General features: G+C 59.4%; 22 protein-coding genes. 14 read left to right on the forward strand and 8 right to left on the reverse strand.

Annotated features, from left to right (window positions below):
- Positions 1–235 precede the first annotated feature (235 nt).
- Entirely contained in the window at positions 236–598 is a 363-nt protein-coding gene (locus AC0Z8Z_RS16005) for a cupin domain-containing protein (RefSeq protein WP_074893116.1), read from the forward strand.
- A 60-nt stretch (positions 599–658) separates the two neighbouring features.
- On the opposite strand, the gene rpmG is transcribed toward AC0Z8Z_RS16005, so the two are convergent.
- A complete protein-coding gene (rpmG, locus tag AC0Z8Z_RS16010) occupies positions 659–814 on the reverse strand; it encodes a 50S ribosomal protein L33 (protein WP_010225867.1) in 156 nt (51 codons plus the stop codon).
- Between the two features lie 11 nt (positions 815–825).
- Positions 826–1,062, reverse strand: a complete 237-nt coding sequence (gene rpmB, locus AC0Z8Z_RS16015; protein ID WP_037016669.1) for a 50S ribosomal protein L28 — start codon at positions 1,060–1,062, stop codon at positions 826–828.
- Between the two features lie 363 nt (positions 1,063–1,425).
- Between rpmB and AC0Z8Z_RS16020 the strand changes: the two genes are divergently transcribed.
- Positions 1,426–3,015, forward strand: a complete 1,590-nt coding sequence (locus AC0Z8Z_RS16020; protein ID WP_485619754.1) for an ABC transporter substrate-binding protein — start codon at positions 1,426–1,428, stop codon at positions 3,013–3,015.
- A 180-nt stretch (positions 3,016–3,195) separates the two neighbouring features.
- Here AC0Z8Z_RS16020 and radC read toward each other — a convergent pair whose 3' ends face one another.
- A complete protein-coding gene (gene radC, locus AC0Z8Z_RS16025) occupies positions 3,196–3,870 on the reverse strand; it encodes a RadC family protein (protein ID WP_122534164.1) in 675 nt (224 codons plus the stop codon).
- 132 nt (positions 3,871–4,002) lie between these two features.
- Between radC and coaBC the strand changes: the two genes are divergently transcribed.
- The 5 genes from coaBC to AC0Z8Z_RS16050 all read left to right on the forward strand — a co-directional run bounded on the left by coaBC (position 4,003) and on the right by AC0Z8Z_RS16050 (position 12,926).
- A complete protein-coding gene (gene coaBC, locus AC0Z8Z_RS16030) occupies positions 4,003–5,211 on the forward strand; it encodes a bifunctional phosphopantothenoylcysteine decarboxylase/phosphopantothenate--cysteine ligase CoaBC (protein WP_485619755.1) in 1,209 nt (402 codons plus the stop codon).
- Positions 5,212–5,217: 6 nt separating this feature from the next.
- Complete coding sequence (dut, locus tag AC0Z8Z_RS16035) at positions 5,218–5,673, forward strand: dUTP diphosphatase (RefSeq protein WP_122534166.1); 456 nt, start codon at positions 5,218–5,220, stop codon at positions 5,671–5,673.
- Positions 5,674–6,976: 1,303 nt separating this feature from the next.
- Entirely contained in the window at positions 6,977–8,374 is a 1,398-nt protein-coding gene (locus AC0Z8Z_RS16040; protein ID WP_485619878.1) for a phosphomannomutase/phosphoglucomutase, read from the forward strand.
- Between the two features lie 22 nt (positions 8,375–8,396).
- A complete protein-coding gene (argB, locus tag AC0Z8Z_RS16045) occupies positions 8,397–9,302 on the forward strand; it encodes an acetylglutamate kinase (protein ID WP_122534167.1) in 906 nt (301 codons plus the stop codon).
- Between the two features lie 177 nt (positions 9,303–9,479).
- Positions 9,480–12,926, forward strand: a complete 3,447-nt coding sequence (locus tag AC0Z8Z_RS16050; RefSeq protein WP_485619756.1) for a ParB N-terminal domain-containing protein — start codon at positions 9,480–9,482, stop codon at positions 12,924–12,926.
- Between the two features lie 16 nt (positions 12,927–12,942).
- On the opposite strand, the gene AC0Z8Z_RS16055 is transcribed toward AC0Z8Z_RS16050, so the two are convergent.
- Together AC0Z8Z_RS16055 and pyrE are read right to left on the reverse strand one after the other, a co-directional pair.
- The gene (locus AC0Z8Z_RS16055) at positions 12,943–13,554 is read right to left on the reverse strand and encodes a DUF4124 domain-containing protein (RefSeq protein ID WP_438826306.1); all 612 of its coding nucleotides are present in this window, start codon (positions 13,552–13,554) and stop codon (positions 12,943–12,945) included.
- Between the two features lie 12 nt (positions 13,555–13,566).
- Positions 13,567–14,208 carry an orotate phosphoribosyltransferase gene (gene pyrE / locus AC0Z8Z_RS16060; RefSeq protein WP_485619757.1) on the reverse strand — a complete coding sequence of 214 codons (642 nt, stop codon included), beginning with the start codon at positions 14,206–14,208 and terminating at the stop codon, positions 13,567–13,569.
- Positions 14,209–14,290: 82 nt separating this feature from the next.
- Here pyrE and AC0Z8Z_RS16065 point away from each other — a divergent pair, with 82 nt between their 5' ends.
- Complete coding sequence (locus tag AC0Z8Z_RS16065) at positions 14,291–15,070, forward strand: exodeoxyribonuclease III (RefSeq protein ID WP_065988229.1); 780 nt, start codon at positions 14,291–14,293, stop codon at positions 15,068–15,070.
- Between the two features lie 83 nt (positions 15,071–15,153).
- Here AC0Z8Z_RS16065 and AC0Z8Z_RS16070 read toward each other — a convergent pair whose 3' ends face one another.
- Together AC0Z8Z_RS16070 and rph are read right to left on the reverse strand one after the other, a co-directional pair.
- Positions 15,154–15,522, reverse strand: coding sequence for a DUF4870 domain-containing protein (locus AC0Z8Z_RS16070; protein ID WP_192171460.1), 369 nt, complete (start codon positions 15,520–15,522; stop codon positions 15,154–15,156).
- 60 nt (positions 15,523–15,582) lie between these two features.
- Positions 15,583–16,305, reverse strand: coding sequence for a ribonuclease PH (gene rph / locus AC0Z8Z_RS16075; protein ID WP_122534172.1), 723 nt, complete (start codon positions 16,303–16,305; stop codon positions 15,583–15,585).
- A gap of 290 nt (positions 16,306–16,595) precedes the next feature.
- Here rph and AC0Z8Z_RS16080 point away from each other — a divergent pair, with 290 nt between their 5' ends.
- From AC0Z8Z_RS16080 to AC0Z8Z_RS16105, 6 genes are all read left to right on the forward strand, one after another.
- Complete coding sequence (locus AC0Z8Z_RS16080; protein WP_122534173.1) at positions 16,596–17,459, forward strand: YicC/YloC family endoribonuclease; 864 nt, start codon at positions 16,596–16,598, stop codon at positions 17,457–17,459.
- A 13-nt stretch (positions 17,460–17,472) separates the two neighbouring features.
- Complete coding sequence (gene gmk, locus AC0Z8Z_RS16085; protein ID WP_122534174.1) at positions 17,473–18,093, forward strand: guanylate kinase; 621 nt, start codon at positions 17,473–17,475, stop codon at positions 18,091–18,093.
- A 128-nt stretch (positions 18,094–18,221) separates the two neighbouring features.
- A complete protein-coding gene (gene rpoZ, locus AC0Z8Z_RS16090; protein WP_025257879.1) occupies positions 18,222–18,485 on the forward strand; it encodes a DNA-directed RNA polymerase subunit omega in 264 nt (87 codons plus the stop codon).
- A 60-nt stretch (positions 18,486–18,545) separates the two neighbouring features.
- Positions 18,546–20,654: a bifunctional GTP diphosphokinase/guanosine-3',5'-bis pyrophosphate 3'-pyrophosphohydrolase gene (spoT, locus tag AC0Z8Z_RS16095; RefSeq protein ID WP_122534175.1), complete on the forward strand. Its 2,109-nt coding sequence runs from the start codon at positions 18,546–18,548 to the stop codon at positions 20,652–20,654.
- Between the two features lie 24 nt (positions 20,655–20,678).
- A complete protein-coding gene (locus tag AC0Z8Z_RS16100; RefSeq protein ID WP_205485459.1) occupies positions 20,679–21,059 on the forward strand; it encodes a RidA family protein in 381 nt (126 codons plus the stop codon).
- A gap of 57 nt (positions 21,060–21,116) precedes the next feature.
- Positions 21,117–21,854 (forward strand): hypothetical protein, encoded by a 738-nt coding sequence (locus AC0Z8Z_RS16105; protein WP_485619758.1) that lies wholly within the window; start codon positions 21,117–21,119, stop codon positions 21,852–21,854.
- A 128-nt stretch (positions 21,855–21,982) separates the two neighbouring features.
- Here AC0Z8Z_RS16105 and AC0Z8Z_RS16110 read toward each other — a convergent pair whose 3' ends face one another.
- Complete coding sequence (locus AC0Z8Z_RS16110) at positions 21,983–22,843, reverse strand: SDR family oxidoreductase (protein ID WP_485619759.1); 861 nt, start codon at positions 22,841–22,843, stop codon at positions 21,983–21,985.
- Positions 22,844–22,938 lie beyond the last annotated feature (95 nt).

A 22,938-nucleotide genomic window follows, 5' to 3' on the forward strand; every position in this document is an offset into this window, starting at 1 on the left:
GGCGCGTCTTCGCACTCCAATCGGGCTTCAGGACAGAGCCTGACGCGTCATCGGATCGGCCGAAGGCATTCGCCACCCTAAACCAGCATTAAGCGAATTTCCAATATATTGGACATAAGTGGGCGAAACCTGACCGGATCGTGCATTTTATTCAACAGCCGCCCGGGCTCGCCTGCGCTTTCCATCCGGCCCTCGGCGAGCAACAATCACGCAGCGCCCACTTCAGGAATCAGATATGAGCATCGAAAGCATCGTCGACTTCAGCGAAGCCACTACCGCAGCGGAGCGTTTCACCCCTGCCGCTGAAAAGATTCTCAAAGGGGAGCCTAACCAGACGGTTTACAACCACTACAACAGCCCATGCGGGCAGCTGAATGCAGGCGTCTGGGAGGGGGAAGTCGGTCAGTGGAAAGTGAACTACACCGAGCATGAATACTGTGAAATCGTGCAGGGCGTCTCGGTCCTTCGCGATGAAGAAGGCAAATCGAAAACCCTGCGCGCGGGCGATCGATTTGTGATTCCCGCAGGATTCAAAGGCACGTGGGAAGTGCTGGAGGCATGCCGCAAGATCTATGTGGTGTTCGAACAGAAGGCCTGAATGATCGCCCACAAAAAAGCCCGCATCGCTGCGGGCTTTTTTGTAAGACGCAAAAATCAATTACTTGATTTTGGCTTCTTTGTAGATCACGTGCTTACGAACAACCGGATCGAATTTTTTAATTTCGATTTTGTCCGGAGTCGTGCGCTTGTTCTTGTCGGTGGTGTAGAAGTGGCCGGTGTTAGCGGTCGACACCAAACGGATCAATTCACGCATGATTTTCTCCCTTAGACCTTCGCGCCAGCACGGCGGATTTCGGCCAGAACAACCGTGATACCACGCTTGTCGATGATACGCATGCCTTTAGCAGATACGCGCAGACGTACGAAGCGTTTCTCTTCTTCAACCCAGAAGCGGTGATGCTGCAGGTTTGGCAGGAAACGACGACGGGTTTTGTTGTTTGCGTGGGAAATGTTATTCCCGGTTACCGGACCCTTACCGGTAACTTGACATACTCTCGACATGCCTCAGCCCTCTAAAACCACATGCCCAACCCGGCATGGGTTGGCCGCTTAATCTCTCAGTCATTTGGCGCCAGGCGCCGCGTTTCTTCAGGGGTCTTACCGGCCACACCTGCGGTGAAGGCAGCGGGCCCCTAGAAAAGAGCGCTGCTTTATACCAGAAAGCCCCAGGTGCAACAACACAAACCACGAATTGCCTGCCAGATAGCCGCGCCATTCAACCCGGTAACGCCAGCGGCGTTAGGCGCGGCGGGAAATATACCACTCGTCGCGCAGCGGCGATTGTTCTGCGCCAATCGATGGTCTAGGGTTACTGACTCTCCAGACTGCGCCGGCAGATGGGCTCTCTCTGAAAGGAAAATCGCCATGCGCCTAGCCGTTCTACCCCTGTTGCTCGCATCCCTGTCCACGCCATTACTGGCCCAGGCGGCAACGACGCTGAGCGTCTGCACGGAAGCCAGCCCTGAAGGCTTCGACGTGGTGCAGTACAACTCGCTGACCACCACGAACGCGTCGGCCGACGTGCTGATGAATCGCCTGGTGGACTATGACGCCAAGGACGCCAAGCTTGTCCCGAGCCTGGCGCAGAGGTGGAATGTGTCGCCTGACGGGCTGACCTACGACTTCAAACTTCGCGCTGGCGTGAAATTCCATCACACCGACTATTTCACCCCCACGCGTGAGCTCAACGCTGACGACGTGGTGTTCAGCTTTCAGCGCATGCTCGATCCGGCCAATCCGTGGAATAAGGTCGCTGTGCAGGGCTTCCCCCACGCGCAATCCATGCAATGGCCGTCGCTGATCAAGAAAGTCGAAGCGACCGACGCCAACACAGTGCGCATCACTCTGGATCACCCGGACGCGACTTTTCTAGCGACGCTCAGCATGGGTTTCGCTTCTATTTATTCCGCAGAGTACACCGCGCAGCTGTTGAAGGCCGGTACGCCGGAGAAGCTCAACAGCCAGCCGATTGGCACCGGCCCGTTTATCTTCAAGCGGTTCCAGAAAGACTCGGTGGTGCGTTACGAGTCCAATCCGGATTACTTCGCCGGCAAGCCCGCCGTCGATACGCTGGTCTACGCGATCACCCCGGACGCCAACGTTCGCCTGCAACGCATTCGCCGCAATGAATGCCAGGTTGCCCTGTCTCCCAAGCCGCTGGATGTCGCTGAGGCCGCGAAGGATTCAAACTTGAGGGTCGAAAAGACCGACGCCTTCATGACCGCTTTCCTGGCGATCAACAGTCAGCACCCTCCGCTGGACAAGCCGGAAGTGCGTCAGGCAATCAACCTGGCGTTCGACAAAGATACTTACCTGAAAGCGGTGTTCGAAGGATCGGCGCGCCCGGCCAACGGTCCGTATCCACCTAATACCTGGGGCTACGCCAGTGACCTGCCTGGCTACAAGCATGATGTGGCGAAGGCAAAGGAACTGCTGGCCAAGGCCGGTCTTAAAGACGGCTTCAAGACGACGATCTGGACTCGGCCGTCGGGCAGCTTGCTTAATCCCAACCCGAACGCCGGCGCGCAGTTACTGCAGAGCGATCTGGCAGCGGTAGGGATCAAGGCAGAGATCAAGGTCATTGAATGGGGTGAGCTGATTCGCCGCGCCAAAACCGGTGAGCATGACCTGCTGTTCATGGGGTGGTCGGGTGATAACGGCGATCCGGATAACTTCCTGACACCGCAGTTCTCCTGCGCCGCAGTCAAATCCGGCACCAACTTCGCGCGCTATTGCGACGAGGGGCTGGACAAGCTGATCAGCAAAGGCAAGGCCGTGACCGATCAGGCGCAGCGCAGCAAGCTGTATCACCAGGTTCAAGAGCAGATCCAGAAGCAGGCATTGTGGCTGCCGCTCGCACATCCAACGGCCTATGCCCTGATCCGCAAGAATGTCGAGGGCTACAGCGTCAGCCCGTTTGGTCGTCAGGATTTCTCAAAGGTGACCGTGAAGTAATTCGCCAAGACTCCGGAGTAAGCGCACGTTCCCCGTAGGACCGGCTTTAGCCGGGAAGAGGCCGGTTTGCACACCGATAGTTTTGCGGTGTGACCGCCAGCGTCTTCCCGGCTAAAGCCGGTCCTACATTCGTTCGGCGGCCAGCCCTAGAATCTCCGTGATTAGCCAGTCCTAATGCCGCTACATCAACCCATACTCAACCATCGACAACGGATCGCCGTCGCCGATGATCAAGTGATCCAGCACCACTACGTCCACCAGCGCCAGCGCCTGTTTCAGATGCCGCGTCAGGTCAATGTCGGCTTCGCTGGCATCTTTGACGCCGGAAGGATGGTTGTGGCAAAGGATCAATCCTGCTGAATTGTGGGCCAGTGCCCGCTTGACCACCTGCCGCGCATGGACATGCGCCGTGTTGATCGAGCCGTGAAACAGCACTTCGAAGGTCTGAACCCGATTCTTGCTGTCGAGAAACAAACAGCCGAAGACTTCATGCTGCTCGTGCCGTAACAGCGCCTTGAGGTAGCGCCGCACCTGGGTCGGGTTTTCCAGGACGGAATCGCGCTTCAAATCCTCGCCCATGTTGCGCCGGGCCATTTCCATGACCGCCTGCAACTGCGCGAACTTGGCGGGTCCAAGGCCCAGCTCGCTGCTGAATGCCGTCAGGTTGGCTTCGAGCAATGCACGCAGACTGCCGAACTGATGCAAAAGGTGCCGGGCCAGGTCCACGGCACTTCTGCCCGAGACGCCCGTGCGCAAGAAAATCGCCAGCAATTCAGCGTCCGACAGACTCGACGCCCCCCGTTCCAGCAGCTTCTCCCGCGGACGCTCTGCCGCCGGCCAATCGCGAATACTCATAGCAGCTCCCTGTCTGTGGCGCCGCTGTTCCCGTGCGGTCGCTGTGCTATCTTAGCCGCTCTTTTTTGCGCGACAGTCAGGCCTGGGGAGGCGTAATGATTGCCGCGTGTTAACCGACCTAAAGGCAGGCCTATGCAGCGGCTGTATCGAAAACGCATCGTTCTCGGCGTCGGCGGTGGCATCGCGGCCTACAAGAGCGCCGAACTGGTCCGCCGTTTGCGCGACCACGGTGCAGAAGTCCGCGTCGTCATGACCAAAGGCGGCGCTGAATTCATCACCCCGCTGACCATGCAGGCCTTGTCCGGCCACCCGGTTCACCTTGATTTGCTCGACCCCGCAGCCGAAGCTGCCATGGGCCATATCGAGCTGGCCAAGTGGGCCGACATGATCCTCATCGCGCCGGGCACCGCCGACCTTATGGCCCGTCTGGCCCAAGGCATTGCCAACGATCTGCTGACCACCGTGGTGCTGGCGACCGACGCTATCGTCGCCGTCGCGCCCGCGATGAATCAGGCCATGTGGCGCGACCCCTCCGTGCAGGCGAATCTGCATCTGCTCGAACAGCGCGGCTTTCGCATGTTTGGCCCGGCCAGCGGCAGTCAGGCCTGTGGCGACGTAGGCTACGGGCGCATGCTCGAACCCAATGATCTGGCGCAATCTGCCGCCGATTGCTTCCAGCGGCTGACGCTGACCGGCAAGCACGTGTTGATCACCGCCGGCCCGACCCAGGAAAACATCGATCCGGTTCGCTACATCACCAACCACAGCTCCGGAAAAATGGGTTTCGCCCTGGCCGAAGCCGCTGCCGAAGCGGGTGCGCGTGTCACTCTGATCACCGGCCCGGTGAACCTGCAGACGCCTGACCGGGTGTCGCGCATCGACGTTGTCAGTGCCCGCGACATGCTCGCCGCCTGCGAAGACGCCATGCCTTGCGATCTCTTCATCGCCTCCGCAGCCGTTGCGGACTACCGGCCGGAAGTCGTCGCCACACAGAAATTGAAGAAAGATCCCACCACCGGCGATGGTCTTCTGCTGCAGATGGTCCGTAACCCGGACATTCTCGCCACCATTGCCCAGCGCCCGGATCGCCCGTTCAGCGTCGGCTTCGCGGCCGAAACCGAACACCTGCTTGATTACGCCGCTCGCAAGCTCAAGGACAAGAACCTTGACCTGATCGTCGCCAATGACGTCGCCAATCCTACTATTGGCTTCAACAGCGAAGAAAACGCCTGCAGCGTGATCGACCGAGCGTTGCAAGCGACGCTCTTCGCCCAGACCAGCAAAGCCAAGATCGCACGGCAGCTGGTGACTTTTATTGCCGATCGCATGAACCAGGTTTAATCACGAATGCACGCTCTACAAGCCAAGATCCTCGACCCTCGCATTGGCAGCGAATTCCCGCTTCCCGCTTACGCCACTTCAGGCTCGGCCGGCCTGGACCTGCGCGCCATGCTGAAAGAAGACACCCTGCTCGAACCCGGCCAGACCCTCTTGATTCCTACCGGGCTGTCGATATACATCGCAGACCCTGGCCTGGCTGCGCTGATCTTGCCGCGCTCGGGCCTGGGCCATAAACACGGCATCGTGCTGGGTAACCTGGTGGGCCTGATCGACTCCGATTATCAAGGCGAGCTGATGGTCTCCTGCTGGAACCGCGGCCAGACTGCTTTCAAGATTTCCATCGGCGAGCGTCTGGCGCAGCTTGTACTGGTGCCGGTGGTGCAGGCGCACTTCGAAATCGTCGAAGATTTCGATGAAAGTCAGCGTGGCGCTGGCGGCTTCGGTCACTCCGGCAGCCATTGATCCGGCCACAAACACTCACTTTGGCTAGCGCACTGCTTTTGGCCTGACGGGCTTTGAGCGGTGCGTAAAAACAAGAACGCGTCAGGACGACCCAGCAGGGAGAGTTAGTTTGAAAGGCATCAAACGCACGGCCAAAGCGACCCCCACGCCGGAAACGACTGACGCGGCCAGTAAAGACGCCAATTTGAGTTTATCGACCCCCGGCGTCACTCCTTCGCTCATTGGCCTCCTGGCTGCAATGGTGCTGGTGTGGCTCGCCATTCAAAGCCAGCCTCAGCAACAGGAGCAACTGGTTCAGGCTTGGGGAAGCGCACAGGCCGGGGCCGTCAACAAGGCGCTGCGTCAGATCAACGCCGACACCCAGGCCGCCGCAATGGACGCCGCGCTGAGCCAGGCCCTGTTGAGCAACAATCCGTCGGTCATTGAAAGCGCGCAGACGCAGCTGCGTTATCGCGACGGCGTGGTGGGCGCACGGCTTAACCCCTTAGGGTTCAACGGCGTCGACACCCAAAGCGCGCTGCCGATCAGCTTCGCCACGCTGGACATGCTGGCCAAGGCTGGCAAGGGTGAAACCCCTGCCCCTGAAGCTCGCAAGGTCGGCGACACATGGCTGATCTACAGCGCAGCGCCCCTGCGCACGGCGCCAGACTCGCCGATCACCGGGACCCTGTTGCTGGCGTTCAACCCGCAGCGCCTGATCAACGCACTCCCCGAAACGCCTGCCGATGCGGGTCAGGTGGTGCTCGTCCAGCAGTTCGGTAACGCCACCGCACAGAGTTTTCTCACCCGTGGCGAGGACGATGGCAGCCGTCCCCAGGAATTCTCCACCGGCTACCCTAACTGGAAACTGACCTTTGCCGCCGGCCCCGCACTGCAAGGCTCGACGCCTTGGCTGATGCTGCTGCTCGCCTTGCTGGTTGCCGCCGGGGCGATGCTGTTGGGGTTGTATCTGAACGAGAGTGCACTCAAGCGCCGGGTGGCGGCTGATGCGCGACAACTCGAGCAACTGCTGCAAGAGCTCTCCGGAGGCAAGGCCGTCAAAGCCTTCGGCTTGAGCCTGCCCGCGTTGAACGGGCTCGCCCAGAGCATGGCGCGGTTCTCACTGCGCAATAATCCAACGGCAGCCGGAGCGACAGAACAGGGTCAGCCAACCGGGACACCGCCCCACAGCGCCGCGCCGCTCCTTCCCGTTGCGTCGGAGGACGACCACCTGACCGACCCGCTGTTCCAGGACACCGATATTCTGGACCTTGACTTGATCGATGAACCCCAGGACTTCTCGAAGTCGGAGCCATCCCACGCCATGAGCAACACCGCCTCCATCGCCCCGCCTTTTCCGGAGACGATTTTTCGCGCCTACGACATTCGCGGCATCGTCGGCGATACGCTGAGCACCGAAACCGCCTACTGGATCGGCCGAGCCGTCGGTGCAGAAAGCTTGGCGCAGGGCGAGCCGCATGTTGCTGTGGGCCGCGACGGCCGACTATCGGGCCCTGCGCTGGTCGCGGACTTGATCAAGGGCCTGCATGACAGCGGCTGCCACGTCAGCGACATCGGGTTAGTGCCCACCCCCGCGCTGTATTACGCCACCCATGTGCTGGCGGGCAGAACGGGTGTCATGCTGACGGGCAGCCACAACCCGAAGGATTACAACGGCTTCAAGATCGTCATCGCCGGCGACACGCTGGCAGACGAACAGATTCAAGCGCTGCATGAACGCATCAAGGCCAATGACCTGCCTTCTGCCAAGGGCAGCATCATCAAGGTCAATATCCTCGACCGTTATGCCAGCCAGATCATTGGCGATGTCGTGCTCGCGCGGCGCATGAAAGTGGTGGTGGATTGCGGCAACGGCGCAGGCGGCGTGATCGCCCCGCAATTGATCGAAGCGCTCAACTGCGAAGTCATCCCGCTGTACTGCGAGGTCGACGGCAATTTCCCGAACCATCACCCTGATCCAGGCAAGCCGGAGAACCTCCAGGACCTGATCGCCAAGGTCCGGGAAACCGGTGCCGATCTCGGCCTGGCCTTCGACGGTGATGCTGATCGTGTCGGTGTCGTCACAAACGCCGGCACTATCATCTACCCCGACCGCCTGCTGATGCTGTTTGCCCGCGATGTGGTCAAGCGCAATCCCGGGGCTGACGTGATTTTCGACGTCAAATGCACGCGCCGCCTGATACCGTTGATCCACGAATACGGCGGCCGCCCGGTGATGTGGAAGACGGGTCATTCGTTGATCAAAAAGAAGATGAAAGAAAGCGGCGCCTTGCTGGCCGGCGAGATGAGCGGACACATCTTCTTCAAGGAGCGCTGGTTCGGTTTCGACGACGGCATCTACAGCGCAGCGCGCCTGCTGGAAATCCTCAGTCAGGAAAAACTCAGCGCCGAGGAGCTTTTCCTGACCTTTCCGAACGATTTTTCGACCCCGGAAATCAACGTCAAAGTCACCGAGACCCGCAAGTTCAGCATCATGGAAGCGTTGGAGCGCGACGCCCAGTGGGGCAACGCCAACCTCACCAGCATTGATGGTGTGCGGGTCGATTATCCGAGAGGCTGGGGTCTCATTCGCGCGTCCAATACCACGCCAGTGCTGGTGTTACGCTTCGAGGCCGAAACCGAGCAAGAGCTGCAGCGGATCAAAGACGTCTTCCACACCCAGTTGAAACACGTAGCACCGGATCTAGAACTTCCTTTTTGACCCTATTTTGAGTGGAGCCCAAATGACCCTCGAACATGATGCCGCAGCCAATGCCGCCAAGGTCCTCTCCGAAGCGTTGCCCTACATCCGACGCTTTGTCGGCAAGACGCTTGTTATCAAGTACGGCGGCAACGCCATGGAGAGCGATGAGCTGAAAAACGGCTTCGCCCGCGACATCGTGCTGATGAAAGCGGTGGGCATCAACCCGGTCGTGGTTCACGGCGGTGGCCCTCAGATTGGTGACCTGCTCAAGCGCCTGTCCATCGACAGCCACTTCATCGACGGTATGCGCGTCACCGATGCGCAAACCATGGACGTGGTGGAGATGGTGTTGGGTGGCAAGGTCAACAAGGACATTGTCAACCTGATCAACCGCCACGGCGGCAGCGCCATAGGCCTGACCGGTAAGGACGCGCAGCTGATTCGTGCAAAAAAGATGAACGTCACGCGCCAGACCCCGGACATGCTCAAGCCGGAAATCATCGACATCGGCCATGTGGGTGAAGTCGTCGGCATTAACACCGACCTGCTCAACATGCTGGTGAAGGGCGATTTCATTCCGGTTATTGCGCCCATTGGAGTAGGCGCTGATGGCGAGTCCTACAACATCAACGCCGATCTGGTCGCAGGCAAAGTCGCTGAAGCTCTGAAGGCTGAAAAGCTGATGCTGCTGACCAACATCGCCGGCTTGATGGACAAGGAAGGCGAAGTACTGACCGGCCTGACCACCGAGCAGGTCAATGGCTTGATCGCCGACGGCACCATCTACGGCGGGATGCTGCCGAAGATCCGCTGCGCACTGGAAGCGGTGCAGGGCGGCGTGAACACTTCCCACATCATCGACGGCCGTGTGCCGAATGCCGTGCTGCTGGAAATTTTCACCGATACCGGCGTCGGCACGCTGATCAGCAATCGCAAGCGTCACTGATTGCCACTGCAAATAGCCCCGCCCGGTTCACTACCCGGCGGGGCTTTTTTACGGCCAGGTTTCAGTGGCGCCCACACAGGTTTCAGATTTATCTGACCTGCTAAATCGCCATTTGATGACGGCCACGCCCGTAGGCTCTGAACACCGTAGGTCTCGCTCATTATTTCGAGACCTTTTATGTCCACGCTGCATCGCAATACCTCGCAACCCGTTCAACTAGAACCCTCATTGAAACTCCTTTTGCCAGGCGAGCAGCTGGATGCAGCGCTGGCACCCCCGGCAGGTCTATTGGAGCCCTACGTCAGCGCGCAGTCGCTGACCGGGCACGTCGCACTTGAGGACGTCGGGCCCTTCAATGGCGTGTACAACATCGACGGCTTGCTGTTCATCGAACTTGATGGCCGCACGTACGAAGTGGAGTTCGATTCGGACAACTTCCGCTTCAACGTTGTGTCGCCCAATGCCCCCGCTCAAGCAAGTGACGAAGGCGCCAGCGAGCCGACAAACCGGGAGCAGATACTGCGCGAATGGCACCCGCTGTATCTTGAAGACTGTCAGAAGTGGATGTTGCTGAGCGCGGGTGCGCGCTTGAATGACGCAGAGCAACCCGCCCGCTCGATGACGCTGCCTCAGCGGGTCGACGCACTCCTCAAGTTCGACGACTTACTGACCATCAGCGAGACAGTGAAGGGTTTCGTGCAGTCACAAGTGTCGCAGGACGCTCACTCGGCACGGACGCACACACTGCTTTTATTGCTTGCGGCGCCACATTTACCCCCATCGACGTTAAGCCACGATAACGCGAAACGGGCGCAGCAACTGAGCATCGTCCTCGAACAAATGATTAGCTCGGCTCAAGCCGACACGCTCGCCGGGCAACTGCTTTCAGCGCTGAAGTGGTATGGAGGTGACGAGGGCGAAACCACGGCTCCAGTCATCCGACAGCACTTGGTTTGGGCAGCGCTGATGCTGGAGCTCAACCCTCCACGACAACAGCGGCGGGACTACATAGCGGGCTATGACTTGGAGGGGCCGCAAAACTGGGGTTTGACCTACCCGCAGCGTCGAGAGCAACTGCTCGTTGCACTCTCGGCCAAAACCTCACTTCCAGAGTTGGCGCTGCACATCCTGACGCCTGCCCTCCCCGATTTTATGGTTCAGGGCATCGACGGAGACCTGCGCCACGGCACGGCGCCATGGGCGAATTTCATTCACGGTGTATCCCTCGCCAACGCGCTGGATCCGGCCGCAGCGGCGACGCTTACGTTCGAGGCGTTGATTCATTTGCCTATGACGCTGAGCGAAGCAGCCGCCCCTGAAGAGCTGATGCTGATCGCCGCCACCCGGGTGGGTCCGAGTCTGACGTGGGCGATCGCCAACGGGGTGTTATCCGGCAAGGCGCGCACGGACTACTCGTTATCGGAACTGGCCACGGCGGCATCCGCTCTGGATGCTCATATCGCGAACGGCGTAAGCGCGGCGGAAGGGCTGACGCGTGAGGCGCCTGATCGCGTGCAGATGGCACTGCAGAAGCTGCACCAACTTTTCGGGGACAGCGCTGAGCAGATAAAAAAACGGATCATGCACCCCGTCAATATTGCGGACAGGTTTGACTACTCCCTGCGCAGCGATGACATGTACTCAGGCGCACAGTTTTACCTGCTGGACGTCTTCGCAGCAGGGCACATGAAAAATGGGATGGATAAATTCCAACCCGTCTCGCCCCATGACCAAGTGCTGGTCAATCGGGCGTTTGGAAGCATCGCTCATCAGCTCGAAGGCATCGACATTCCGCTGATGTTTGAAGGGAGTTACCGATTCTATGAGGCTCAGTCCAGGCGGGCCTACACGTTCATTATCGACAGCCTGTGGGCGCAAATACCGGGAGAGGATCGACGAGCGTTGCACTACGGGAGGGTGAGGATTCATACGCTGCGAACGTTCACGGGAAAAATCGCGGGCATGGAAAGCGTTCAGGATAGGGAGCGCGCGCGAGGCCGGTATGGCTTTATCCTTGAATGTAGCTACCAGAACACCTCGTTCTTCTACGAACTCTTCCCGTTGAAAGGCATAGCCATCCGGCACGCCAGGATGGCGATACCGACCAAGCGCAAGCACACTCATCCGTCTGCCCTGCCTTCATTTCTGGAAGTCGTCTCTGGCAGCGAGATCGGCGTCGATTGGAACGCCTACGCCTCGCTTTCTGCACCGGTGAGCGGCGCAGTGTCTTTGGTCATCAGCGAAGTCATCACTGAGCTCGCCCCTATCGGGGAGCCTGATAACGACATACCCACGCCGCTCACCTCCCCTCGTTTAAACGCCATTTCGATCGCCGTCGCCAGCCACCACCTGTTTTTCTACCCCCATGACGCCTATCAGCGACTCCGGCATGAAACGGGTTCTGAGGAAGTCGCCAACAACTACCCGACGCCTTTGCGCGAGCTCGCGCTGATCGTGCCGGGGCTCAGTTGTATTAATTCGATCATCACAGGCGAAGCCCCAGCCGTCGTATGCGCACTTGAGGTACTGACATTTGGCATACCTGCTCTCAAGCTTCTGCGGGGTACGATCCAGCTGGCATTCAGGGCAGGAAAGCTACTCATCACAAAGGTCTTGCCACGGTTCGCCTCGCTGTCGACCGAGGTCATCATGCGGTCCACTCAGTTCCAACGTGCAATGAAGACTGCGGGCACGTTTATGCCCGGCGCGGTGAACAGGCTTGCAGGGGCAAAAGCATTTGATCTAAACGCCTTTCACGCGCTGGCCAGCAGATTGCGCAGCTACGCAGTGCCGGCCTCCGACCTGGCAGCGGGCTTGCGCCATGTGTCGGGTATTCCCACCATCACCGTGCCCGAGCAATGGCGTGGCACCGGTGCCTTTGACACGCTGGCCGAAGTCAGCGGAATCCAGAACGTGCCAGTCCGCCAGCTATCCAACGCCGTGTCTGGCACCTTGGGCCGGTATTATCTAATCGAATCCGGCATGGCGTATGGCCCGCCCTTGATCGTCCGGCAATCGACCACGGCCGCATTGCAAAGGGTCAATGGCAGGGTGGGGTATCCGATGTCGGGGCGGGGCGCGATAAGGAGCCCCCTCGCAAAGCCGGTCCACACAAGGCTGGGTGCTCAGGTCAAATCCTTCACAGCTCTGGAAGAGGTCATCGAGGCCAATAACATCAGCGCCACCCCGGAGCAGCTCAGCTTGATAAAGACAGCGATGGATGACGGTGCACCACTGTTCGTCTACACAACCCGCGATGGCGCCGCAAGTCTGGCGTTGCGTGATGTGTATGACGATATTTATCTGGACGCCTTTACCAACAATCGGGTGAGCATCTCCGGATTCTACGATCACGCCGTCGAGAAAACGTGGCGGGTGGACCCTGCGCTCCAGGCCAACGTCCGGCAGATTAACCCGCAATTGCTGACGACCAATGGAAGGGAGCTGATCAAGGAACGTTTCGATGCGATCAAGTCGGAAATTATGGACGGGCAATATTTGCCGCCTATCCATGTCAGCCCCATGGCGGGCGGGTTTTACCCCGTAATGAACGGCAATCACCGGTTGGCGGTTGCGCGGGAGATGAAGCTTGAAACCGTCCCGGTGTTGATCGTTCAGGAGTAACGCCTGAACGGCTGCCTTACCGACCGAGAAGCTTCTGCAAACGCGCGCGATCCTGCGCAAACTCGGCCTCAGCCTGAGTCCGAGCGGTCTGGTAACGCAGGATGTCGACTTTCAGGTTCTGCTGCTGATCACGCAGATCGTCCATCTGATCAAGCAACGTCTTCGGCACTGGGCGCCCTGCCCGCTCCTGATCAGCCGCTTGCGTCTGAAGCGCGCCTTGCTGCGCGACGAGGTTCTGAATATTGCCTTGCGCGACGACGATCAGGCCGTCGAGCTCGGCGAGTCGACGATTCTTCGCACGGTCGACGTCTTCGACGCTGCTGTATAGCCGCAGCAAATGCGCATCGGCGTCGGACTGAAGCTTGGCGGCCTGGGCGTCGCGCAGTTCATCGGCGGACGGTGCAGGCGGTATCGTCTGCACCACGCGACCACGCTGATTGAGCACTTCGTAACCCTTGCCGACGTACTCTGGCGGCACGCCCTGGCGATCGAGTACCGTCACGCCGCGACTGTCGACGTAGCGATACAGCACGATGCCCGGAGCGTCGTCCGCTTGAACGCTTGCGATGCAACCCAAACCCAGCGACAGACAAAAACCCAACGTGCCCAGCTTGAGCATAAACCGCATCCTTTTGGAGGCTCAGATTCCGTATTGAGCCCGGTACGCTTCGACGGCAGGCAAGTGCTGCTTGAGCTGCGGATCGTCGGCCAGGAATTCCAGCACCTGATTCAACGAAACGATGCTCACCACCGGAATGCCGAAATCGCGCTCGACTTCCTGGATGGCAGACAGCTCGCCATTGCCGCGCTCCTGGCGGTTCAACGCGATCAGCACGCCGGCAGCGTTCGCGCCCTGGGCCTGAATGATCTGCATGACTTCGCGAATCGCGGTGCCTGCAGTTATTACGTCATCGATGATCAGCACATTGCCGGTCAACGGCGCGCCCACCAGGCTGCCGCCTTCGCCATGGGCCTTGGCCTCTTTGCGGTTGAAGCACCAAGGGAGGTCGAGACCGTGATGCTCGGCAAGCGCCACGGCGGTCGCCGCCGCCAGGGGAATGCCCTTGTAGGCCGGACCGAACAGAACGTCGAAGGAGATACCGCTTTCAACAACGGCGGCGGCGTAGAACTTACCCAGCTGGGCAAGGGCCGAACCACTGTTGAAAAGACCGGCATTGAAGAAGTAAGGACTGGTGCGCCCAGACTTCAAAGTGAACTCACCGAAGCGCAAAACTCCGCGATCGATGGCAAAACGAATGAAATCGCGTTGATACGCCTGCATGAAAAAAGCCCCGAATACCACGGATTTAGCTAATTAGGTAGAGCTCGGGTATCATACACGCACGTGATTTTTGGGGCCATTTATGCGGATCATCAGTGTGAACGTTAATGGTATTCAGGCTGCAGTCGAGCGTGGTTTGCTCAGTTGGCTGCAAGCCCAGAATGCCGACGTCATCTGCCTTCAGGACACCCGCGCCTCCGCCTTTGAACTGGACGACCCAGCCTTCCAACTGGACGGCTACTTCCTATACGCCTGCGAAGCCGAAGTCCCTGCCCAGGGTGGCGTGGCGCTTTACTCGCGGCTGCAACCGAAGGCGGTTATCAACGGTCTTGGTTTCGAGACGGCTGACCGTTACGGGCGTTACCTGCAGGCAGATTTCGACAAAGTCAGTATCGCGACCTTGCTGCTTCCTTCCGGGATGAACGGCGATGAAGACTTGAATCAGAAATTCAAGCTCATGGACGATTTCGGCAAGTACCTCGACAAGCAGCGGCGCAAACGTCGCGAGTACATTTACTGTGGCTCGCTGTACGTGGCGCAACAGAAGCTGGACATCAAGAACTGGCGTGACAGCCAGCAATCTCCAGGCTTCCTGGCACCAGAGCGTGCATGGATGGACGAGATCGTTGGCAACATGGGTTATGTCGATGCCCTGCGCGAAGTCAGCCGTGAAGGCGATCAGTACAGCTGGTGGCCGGATAACGAACAGGCCGAGATGCTCAACCTGGGCTGGCGCTTCGATTATCAGTTGCTGACCCCGGGCCTGCGCCGTTTCGTACGCAGTGCGCGCCTGCCACGCCAGCCGCGCTTCTCGCAACACGCGCCGCTGATCGTGGACTACGACTGGACGCTCACCATCTGACGTTCAGTTGCTCAAAAAAAGCCGACGTGAAGTCGGCTTTTGTTTGTCCGCAGATCAGGCAATCACCTGATTTTCTTGAGCATTTATTTGATCAATCGCCAGGTGAACGGATAGCGGTAGGCAATGCCGTCATTGACCTTGACGCCCGCGATGATCGTCAGCACCAGCGCGCCGACGCCCACCAGCATCAATAGCGGAAAGCCGATGATCACCACCATCAGCAAAAAACAGATCATCGCGGCGATGGCGACGGTGATCTGAAAATTAAGGGCTTCCTTGCCCTGGGCATCGATGTACGGGTCGACTTCTTTCTTGAGCTGCCAGACGATGAGCGGCCCAAGCAAATTGCCGAACGGAAAGATCAGGCCGAAAAACGCAGCGAAGTGGCACAGCATCGCCCACTGACGAACTTCTTTACTCGGCGTAGGCAACGGCGACTGACTCTCGATCATCATGCTTTCCCTGTTTTGATGCAGCGCTCTGACGTAGTGTTCTAACTTATTGAAAATCGATCAGTCGGCCAGTGCCGCCTGCTGCAGCTCGAAGATTTCATTCATGCCTTTTTGAGCCAGTGCCAACATTGCGTTCAGGTCTTCAGGCTGGAATGGCGCGCCTTCGGCAGTGCCCTGCACTTCGATGAAACCGCCCGCATTGGTCATGACCACGTTGAGGTCGGTCTCGGCCGCAGAGTCTTCCAGATAATCCAGGTCCAGGACCGGCTCACCCTGATACATGCCCACCGATACGGCCGCGATCATCTGCTTCAACGGATCGCCACCCTTGAGGCCGCCACGCTTCTTGATCGATTTGAGTGCATCGATCAGCGCAACCATGGAGCCGGTGATCGACGCAGTGCGCGTCCCGCCGTCCGCCTGGATCACGTCGCAGTCGACGTACAGGGTGATTTCACCGAGTTTGGACATGTCCAGTGCCGCGCGCAGCGAGCGCCCGATCAGGCGCTGGATCTCGAGGGTACGGCCGCCCTGCTTGCCACGGCTGGCTTCGCGCTGGTTACGCTCGCCGGTTGCACGAGGGAGCATGCCGTATTCAGCCGTCAACCAGCCTTGGCCCTGGCCCTTGAGAAAACGCGGAACGCCGTTTTCAACGCTGACTGTGCAGATCACCTTGGTATCACCGAACTCGACCAGCACAGAACCCTCGGCGTGCTTGGTGTAGTTGCGGGTGATGCGGATCGGGCGAAGCTGATCGGCAGCGCGACCACTTGGACGTTTCATCTGGGATACCTGTACTGGGAGACGGAAAACTGGCCTGCATTATAGAGGTGCATACACGGCTTGGGACATCTAATGACGCATTGCTCACGACCGGCGCCGCAGATTTGCACTGCCGGCCAGCAGGATTACTACGCCGCGCATCGCTTGCGACAATGCCACATTTGGGCGCACACCCTGCACTGAGCTACAATCCTGCGCCTTTATAGCCAGTCGTTTCCCCACGACACGTTGCCGGGGATTCATACCGGTCCGGCTATCCGCAACCGCCTGAATTTATAGAGGTACTTCCCATGGTGCACAGCATGACGGCTTTTGCCCGCGCTGAACGAGCCGGCCCACAAGGCACGCTGAGCTGGGAAATGCGCTCGGTCAATCACCGTTACCTCGAACCCCATCTGCGGCTGCCGGAGTCATTCCGTGACCTGGAAGGCGCCGTGCGTGAGGCCCTGCGCCAAGGCCTGTCCCGCGGCAAAATCGAATGCACCCTGCGTTTTACTGAAGAAACCGCAGGCAAACCGCTGCAGGTTGATCGCGAGCGCGCAGGGCAACTGGTCGCGGCAGCGGAGATGGTTGCCAGCCTGATCAAGCAACCTGCTGCGCTGAACCCGCTTGAAGTGCTGGCCTGGCCCGGTGTTCTGGTGGCCGACGCTGCCGACCCGCAAGCGCTGAACAACGACGCACTGGCCTTGTTCAACGAAGCGCTCGAAGAGCTCAAGGCCGGTCGCGCCCGCGAAGGCGCCGACCTGGCCAGGCTTCTGGACGAACGGCTTACCGCGATCAAAACTGAAGTCGCGACCTTGCGTACGCTCGTGCCGCAGATGCTCGCTGCCCAGCGCCAGAAGGTGCTCGATCGCTTTGCCGACATGAAGGCCGAGCTCGATCCGCAGCGTCTGGAACAGGAAATGGTCCTGCTGGCGCAAAAAAGCGACGTCGCCGAAGAACTCGACCGCCTGAGCACTCACGTCACCGAAGTACGCCGCGTACTCAAAGCCGGCGGGCAGGCCGGGCGCCGGCTGGACTTCTTGATGCAAGAGCTCAACCGCGAAGCCAACACCCTGGGCTCCAAAGCCTTTGATCCTCGAAGCACGCAAGCCGCCGTCAACCTCAAAGTGTTGATTGAGCAGATGCGCGAACAAGTGCAGAACATTGAGTAAGGCCACCTCTGACATGACCCACAGCACCGGCACCCTGTACATCATTTCCGCCCCATCGGGCGCAGGCAAGACCAGCCTGGTCAACGCCCTGATCAACGCTCAGCCGCAGATCCGCGTGTCGGTGTCACACACCACCCGGGCCATGCGTCCGGGCGAAGCAGACGGCGTGAACTACCACTTCGTCGACCGCGCCGAGTTCGTGCGCATGATCGAGCACGGCGACTTTCTCGAACAGGCTGAAGTCTTCGGCAACATGTACGGGACGTCACAGAGCCGTTTGCAGCAGACACTGGACGAAGGTCATGACCTGATTCTGGAGATCGACTGGCAAGGTGCGGAGCAGGTTCGCAAACTGATGCCCCGCGCACGCTCGATCTTCATTCTGCCACCGACTCAGCAGGCGCTGCGCCAGCGTCTGACCAATCGAGGTCAGGACAGTGACGAGATCATCGAAGGCCGTATGCGCGAAGCCGTCAGCGAGATGAGTCACTACGCCGAATACGATTACATTGTGATCAACGACGATTTCGCCACGGCGCTTGAAGACCTGAAAGCAATCTTCCGCGCCAACTTGCTGAGCCAGGAGCATCAGCAGCAGCGCCACACCGAGTTGTTGGCTCAATTGCTGGCCTGACCGTTTTATCAGGCAAAACCGACCCATTCAAAATCAGCGCTTCCCTAAACGCTGGTGATTTTTTAGACTGTCGAGTCCGCTCGCCCATTCGGGCACCGCGCATATCGCATTTGCTACGAGGAATACCCATGGCCCGCGTGACCGTTGAAGACTGCCTGGAACATGTAGATAACCGTTTTGAGCTGGTCATGCTCGCCACCAAGCGCTCGCGTCAATTGGCGACCGGTGGCAAAGAGCCAAAGCTGGCATGGGAAAACGACAAGCCTACCGTAGTGGCCCTGCGTGAAATCGCTGCAGGCCTGATGGATTACGCTGTTATCGCAGAAGCCGAAATCGTTGAAGATGAACCACTGTTCGCCGCATTCGAGGACGAGTCCAGCGAGGCCGTCTAAGCCTATGCCTGGTCGACGTAGCAAGGCGCAGGGTCACAGCCTGCGGCAAGGAGAATTATCTTGCCGAGCATAGACGCCCTCGCCGATCGCCTCTCGACCTACCTCGGCGCAGACCAGGTCAACCTGGTCCGCCGGGCGTACTTCTACGCCGAACAAGCCCACGACGGCCAACGCCGTCGTAGCGGCGAAGCCTACGTCACGCATCCGCTGGCGGTGGCCAACATCCTTGCCGACATGCATATGGACCATCAGAGCCTGATGGCTGCCATGCTGCATGACGTGATTGAAGACACCGGCATCGCCAAAGAAGCGCTCTGCGCACAGTTTGGTGAAACGGTGGCCGAACTCGTCGATGGGGTCAGCAAACTGACCCAGATGAACTTCGAGACCAAAGCCGAAGCTCAGGCCGAGAACTTCCAGAAGATGGCGATGGCCATGGCGCGGGACATCCGCGTGATTCTGGTCAAGCTCGCCGACCGCCTGCATAACATGCGCACGCTTGAAGTCCTTTCCGGAGAGAAGCGCCGCCGCATCGCCAAAGAAACTCTCGAAATCTACGCCCCTATCGCCAATCGCCTTGGCATGCATAGCGTGCGCATCGAATTCGAGGACCTCGGTTTCAAGGCGATGTACCCGATGCGCTCTTCGCGCATCGGCCAGGCGGTCAAGCGCGCGCGCGGTAACCGCAAGGAACTGGTCAACAAGATCGAAGAATCGCTGAGCCACTGCCTTGCCGTCGATGGCATCGAAGGCGAAGTCAGCGGCCGCCAAAAGCATTTGTATGGCATCTACAAAAAGATGCGCGGCAAGCGCCGGGCCTTCAACGAGATCATGGACGTCTACGCGTTCAGGATCATCGTCGACAAGGTCGACACCTGCTATCGCGTGCTCGGCGCTGTACATAATTTGTACAAGCCACTACCCGGCCGCTTCAAGGATTACATCGCGATCCCGAAAGCCAACGGCTATCAATCGCTGCACACTACTCTGTTCGGTATGCATGGCGTGCCCATCGAGATCCAGATTCGTACCCGCGAAATGGAAGAGATGGCCAACAACGGCATCGCCGCGCACTGGCTGTACAAGTCGTCTGGCGATGAACAGCCCAAGAGCACCCACGCGCGGGCCCGTCAGTGGGTCAAGGGCGTGCTGGAAATGCAGCAGCGTGCGGGCAATTCGCTGGAATTCATCGAAAGCGTGAAGATTGACCTGTTCCCGGACGAGGTCTACGTGTTCACGCCCAAGGGCCGGATCATGGAGCTGCCGAAAGGCTCTACGGCGGTGGACTTCGCATATGCCGTCCACACTGACGTCGGCAACAGCTGCATCGCCTGCCGGATCAATCGCCGACTGGCTCCGCTTTCCGAACCGCTGCAAAGCGGCTCGACCGTCGAGATTGTCAGTGCGCCGGGAGCACGCCCTAATCCGGCCTGGCTCAACTTTGTCGTGACCGGCAAGGCCCGCACGCACATCCGTCATGCGCTCAAACTGCAACGCCGGTCGGAGTCGATCAATCTCGGCGAACGCTTGTTGAACAAGGTTCTCAACGGCTTCGACAGCACGCTGGAAAAGATTCCGGCCGAACGCGTGCGTTTGATCCTCACCGAATACCGGGTCGAGGTCATCGAAGACCTGCTCGAAGACATCGGCCTGGGCAATCGCATGGCGTATGTGGTTGCTCGCCGATTGCTGGCCAGTGAAGGCGATCAACTGCCGAACGCCGAAGGTCCTCTGGCCATTCGTGGCACCGAGGGCTTGGTCCTCAGTTACGCCAAGTGCTGCACACCCATTCCGGGGGACCCGATCGTCGGGCATCTGTCGGCGGGCAAAGGCATGGTCGTGCACCTGGACAATTGTCGGAACATCGCGGAAATCCGCCACAACCCCGAGAAGTGCATTCAGCTGTCATGGGCCAAAGACGTTACTGGCGAATTCAATGTCGAATTGCGCGTCGAACTGGAGCACCAGCGCGGCCTGATCGCTCTGCTCGCCAGCAGCGTCAATGCCGCGGACGGCAACATCGAAAAAATCAGTATGGATGAACGCGATGGTCGTATCAGCGTGGTCCAACTGGTGGTCAGCGTGCACGACCGCGTGCATCTGGCCCGTGTGATCAAGAAGCTGCGCGCCCTGGCCGGCGTGATCCGCATCACCCGTATGCGCGCGTAGTCAAACCGCAGACAGGAGTTTTTCATGAGCAAGACCGTCATCTCCAGCGACAAAGCCCCCGCCGCCATCGGCACCTATTCCCAGGCAATCAAGGCGGGCAACACCGTGTACATGTCGGGCCAGATTCCGCTGGACCCGAAGACCATGGAGCTGGTCGAAGGCTTTGAGGCTCAGACCGTTCAGGTCTTCGAAAACCTGAAAGCTGTGGCCGAAGCCGCAGGCGGTTCGTTCAAGGACATCGTCAAGCTGAATATCTTCCTCACCGACCTGAGCCACTTCGCCAAGGTCAACGAGATCATGGGCCAGTATTTCGAGCAGCCGTACCCGGCGCGTGCCGCCATTGGCGTTGCTGCGCTGCCGCGTGGCGCGCAGGTCGAAATGGACGCCATTCTGGTCGTCGAGTAAATCCCGGTGCGGAGCTCAAGCACGCTCCGCCTCCTCAGAAAAGGAAGGACTCCACCCATGCGCGTTGCGTTTGCCCTCTCGCTGCTGGTCGCACTGCTCAGCGGCTGCGCCAGCCACTCCGACAAAAGCCCGGACGGCACCTGGATCAACCAGGCCGCCATTGACGCTGCAGGCCAAGGCGGCAATCTGCGTCAGGCGCTGCTGGCCTACGGCCCCAATCTGGAATGGAACATCAACACCAAGGCCGGACAAGCCACTGCTTCAAACGGCTTCGAGCTGAGTGAAGGCAAGATCGCCAGTAGTGCCGACGGCAAGCTGCGCGTCGACTTCTACGGCAATGCGTCTGATGAACTGACCATCAAGGGCGACGAGCTTGTGCAGCGCGCCAGCGATACCGGACCCGAGCAGCATTTCCGCTCGCCGAAAGAAGCGCCTCCGGCTGGCGCCCAACCCGGCACCAGCTTTGAGCGCGCGCTTTACACCGCCTACCTTGGCGGCAAATGGACCATCGTCAATGGCGAGGGTCAGGGCAGCACGGTTGAGTTTCTGCCAGACGGCAGCGTGAGTGGCCTGCCGGGCAATGATCGCTACGCACTGTGCCTCGCTGGCGACTGCGCGGCCATGAGCGGTGAATACGACAGCATGTGGCTGGAGAAGAACGAGCGCGGCAACCCGTGGATTTTCGTCCGTAACGGCAAACAGCTGGAGTTGTTCCAGGCGGTCAACAACGCCCAGGCCACTGAAATGCCTGACCTGCGCCCGGGCGAGAAACGCTGGGTGCTTGAGAAGAACTGACTATCGCATACGAAGGGTAGCACCTGCTTCAGCCGGGAAGAGGCCAGTCCATACAACCTCGATTTTCCGGTTGTTAACCTGACGCCTTCCCGGCTAAAGCCGGTCCTACCAATCGGCGCCAAAGCGAGCTAGTTCGGCTGATCTGCCAGCATCGCCTCATAGCCTTCTTTATAGGTCGCATAACGCGGCGTCCAGCCCAGCGCCTTGGCGCGGGCATTGCTGCAGCGCTTGCTGCCGGCGCGGCGCACGTTGTTTTCATCGGACCACTCTGTAACACCCAGACGCTTACGCATCCAGTCGACCACTTCGGCCAGCGGCGCGGGCGCATCGTCGACGCCGATATAGCAGTCTTCCAGCGCTAGCTCGTCCGCAGCCGTCCGTAGTAAAAACGCCAGCAGGCCGGCCGCATCGTCGGCATGAATGCGATTGCCATACAGCGGCGGATCGATCGCAACGCTGTAGCCCTGCCGCACCCGATTCATCAGGTCACTGCGTCCCGGACCATAGATTCCGGTCAACCTGACGATGGTCGCTGGCACCCCGCTGTTCAGCGCCACTTGCTCCGCCTCGCGCATGACTTGGCCCGAATACCCGGTAGCTTCGACGGGCGACGTTTCATCAACCCATTCGCCGTGCTGCTGACCATAAACGCTGCTGCTGGATACGAAAAATATCCGCTTCGGTCTCTGTCCGCTGCGCTCGCTCCAGCCCAGCACGTGCCGAAGGCCTTCTACATAAGCCGCTCTGTAACCCGCCTCATCACGGTCAGTGGGTGTGGCGCAGTAGACCAGGTAATCAAGCCGGCCTTCAGGCCAGTGGGCGGGAATCCGGGGGTCGAAAAGATCGCCGCTGACGCCGAGTACGCCATTGGGCAGTTTCTCTACCGAGCGGCGCAGGCCGTACACGGTCCAGTCATCAGGCATAAGTTGGGAGGCCAGTCGGCTCCCGATATCGCCACATCCAGCAATCAAAACGGATGGCGCTGACATGTCCAATCTCCACATCACTTATTGAATTTGAGCCTGTAAAACGGGCTTTAAAACCGACCGTTGGGAAGCATTCTCATGAAAAAAGAGACGCTCTT

The sequence above is a fragment of the Pseudomonas sp. 1L-C-7-B-C1 genome (assembly GCF_057291635.1).

Coding starts and splice junctions, on each gene's coding strand:
- argB (WP_122534167.1), top strand. CDS start 8,397: ATGACCCTCGAACATGATGCCGCAGCCAATGCCGCCAAGGTCCTCTCC.
- pyrE (WP_485619757.1), bottom strand. CDS start 14,208: ATGCAGGCGTATCAACGCGATTTCATTCGTTTTGCCATCGATCGCGGA.
- rph (WP_122534172.1), bottom strand. CDS start 16,305: ATGAAACGTCCAAGTGGTCGCGCTGCCGATCAGCTTCGCCCGATCCGC.
- radC (WP_122534164.1), bottom strand. CDS start 3,870: ATGAGTATTCGCGATTGGCCGGCGGCAGAGCGTCCGCGGGAGAAGCTG.
- AC0Z8Z_RS16070 (WP_192171460.1), bottom strand. CDS start 15,522: ATGATCGAGAGTCAGTCGCCGTTGCCTACGCCGAGTAAAGAAGTTCGT.
- rpmG (WP_010225867.1), bottom strand. CDS start 814: ATGCGTGAATTGATCCGTTTGGTGTCGACCGCTAACACCGGCCACTTC.
- AC0Z8Z_RS16065 (WP_065988229.1), top strand. CDS start 14,291: ATGCGGATCATCAGTGTGAACGTTAATGGTATTCAGGCTGCAGTCGAG.
- AC0Z8Z_RS16105 (WP_485619758.1), top strand. CDS start 21,117: ATGCGCGTTGCGTTTGCCCTCTCGCTGCTGGTCGCACTGCTCAGCGGC.
- rpoZ (WP_025257879.1), top strand. CDS start 18,222: ATGGCCCGCGTGACCGTTGAAGACTGCCTGGAACATGTAGATAACCGT.
- coaBC (WP_485619755.1), top strand. CDS start 4,003: ATGCAGCGGCTGTATCGAAAACGCATCGTTCTCGGCGTCGGCGGTGGC.
- AC0Z8Z_RS16050 (WP_485619756.1), top strand. CDS start 9,480: ATGTCCACGCTGCATCGCAATACCTCGCAACCCGTTCAACTAGAACCC.
- AC0Z8Z_RS16080 (WP_122534173.1), top strand. CDS start 16,596: ATGGTGCACAGCATGACGGCTTTTGCCCGCGCTGAACGAGCCGGCCCA.
- dut (WP_122534166.1), top strand. CDS start 5,218: ATGCACGCTCTACAAGCCAAGATCCTCGACCCTCGCATTGGCAGCGAA.
- AC0Z8Z_RS16110 (WP_485619759.1), bottom strand. CDS start 22,843: ATGTCAGCGCCATCCGTTTTGATTGCTGGATGTGGCGATATCGGGAGC.
- AC0Z8Z_RS16005 (WP_074893116.1), top strand. CDS start 236: ATGAGCATCGAAAGCATCGTCGACTTCAGCGAAGCCACTACCGCAGCG.
- rpmB (WP_037016669.1), bottom strand. CDS start 1,062: ATGTCGAGAGTATGTCAAGTTACCGGTAAGGGTCCGGTAACCGGGAAT.
- gmk (WP_122534174.1), top strand. CDS start 17,473: ATGACCCACAGCACCGGCACCCTGTACATCATTTCCGCCCCATCGGGC.
- AC0Z8Z_RS16055 (WP_438826306.1), bottom strand. CDS start 13,554: ATGCGGTTTATGCTCAAGCTGGGCACGTTGGGTTTTTGTCTGTCGCTG.
- AC0Z8Z_RS16100 (WP_205485459.1), top strand. CDS start 20,679: ATGAGCAAGACCGTCATCTCCAGCGACAAAGCCCCCGCCGCCATCGGC.
- AC0Z8Z_RS16020 (WP_485619754.1), top strand. CDS start 1,426: ATGCGCCTAGCCGTTCTACCCCTGTTGCTCGCATCCCTGTCCACGCCA.
- AC0Z8Z_RS16040 (WP_485619878.1), top strand. CDS start 6,977: ATGAGCAACACCGCCTCCATCGCCCCGCCTTTTCCGGAGACGATTTTT.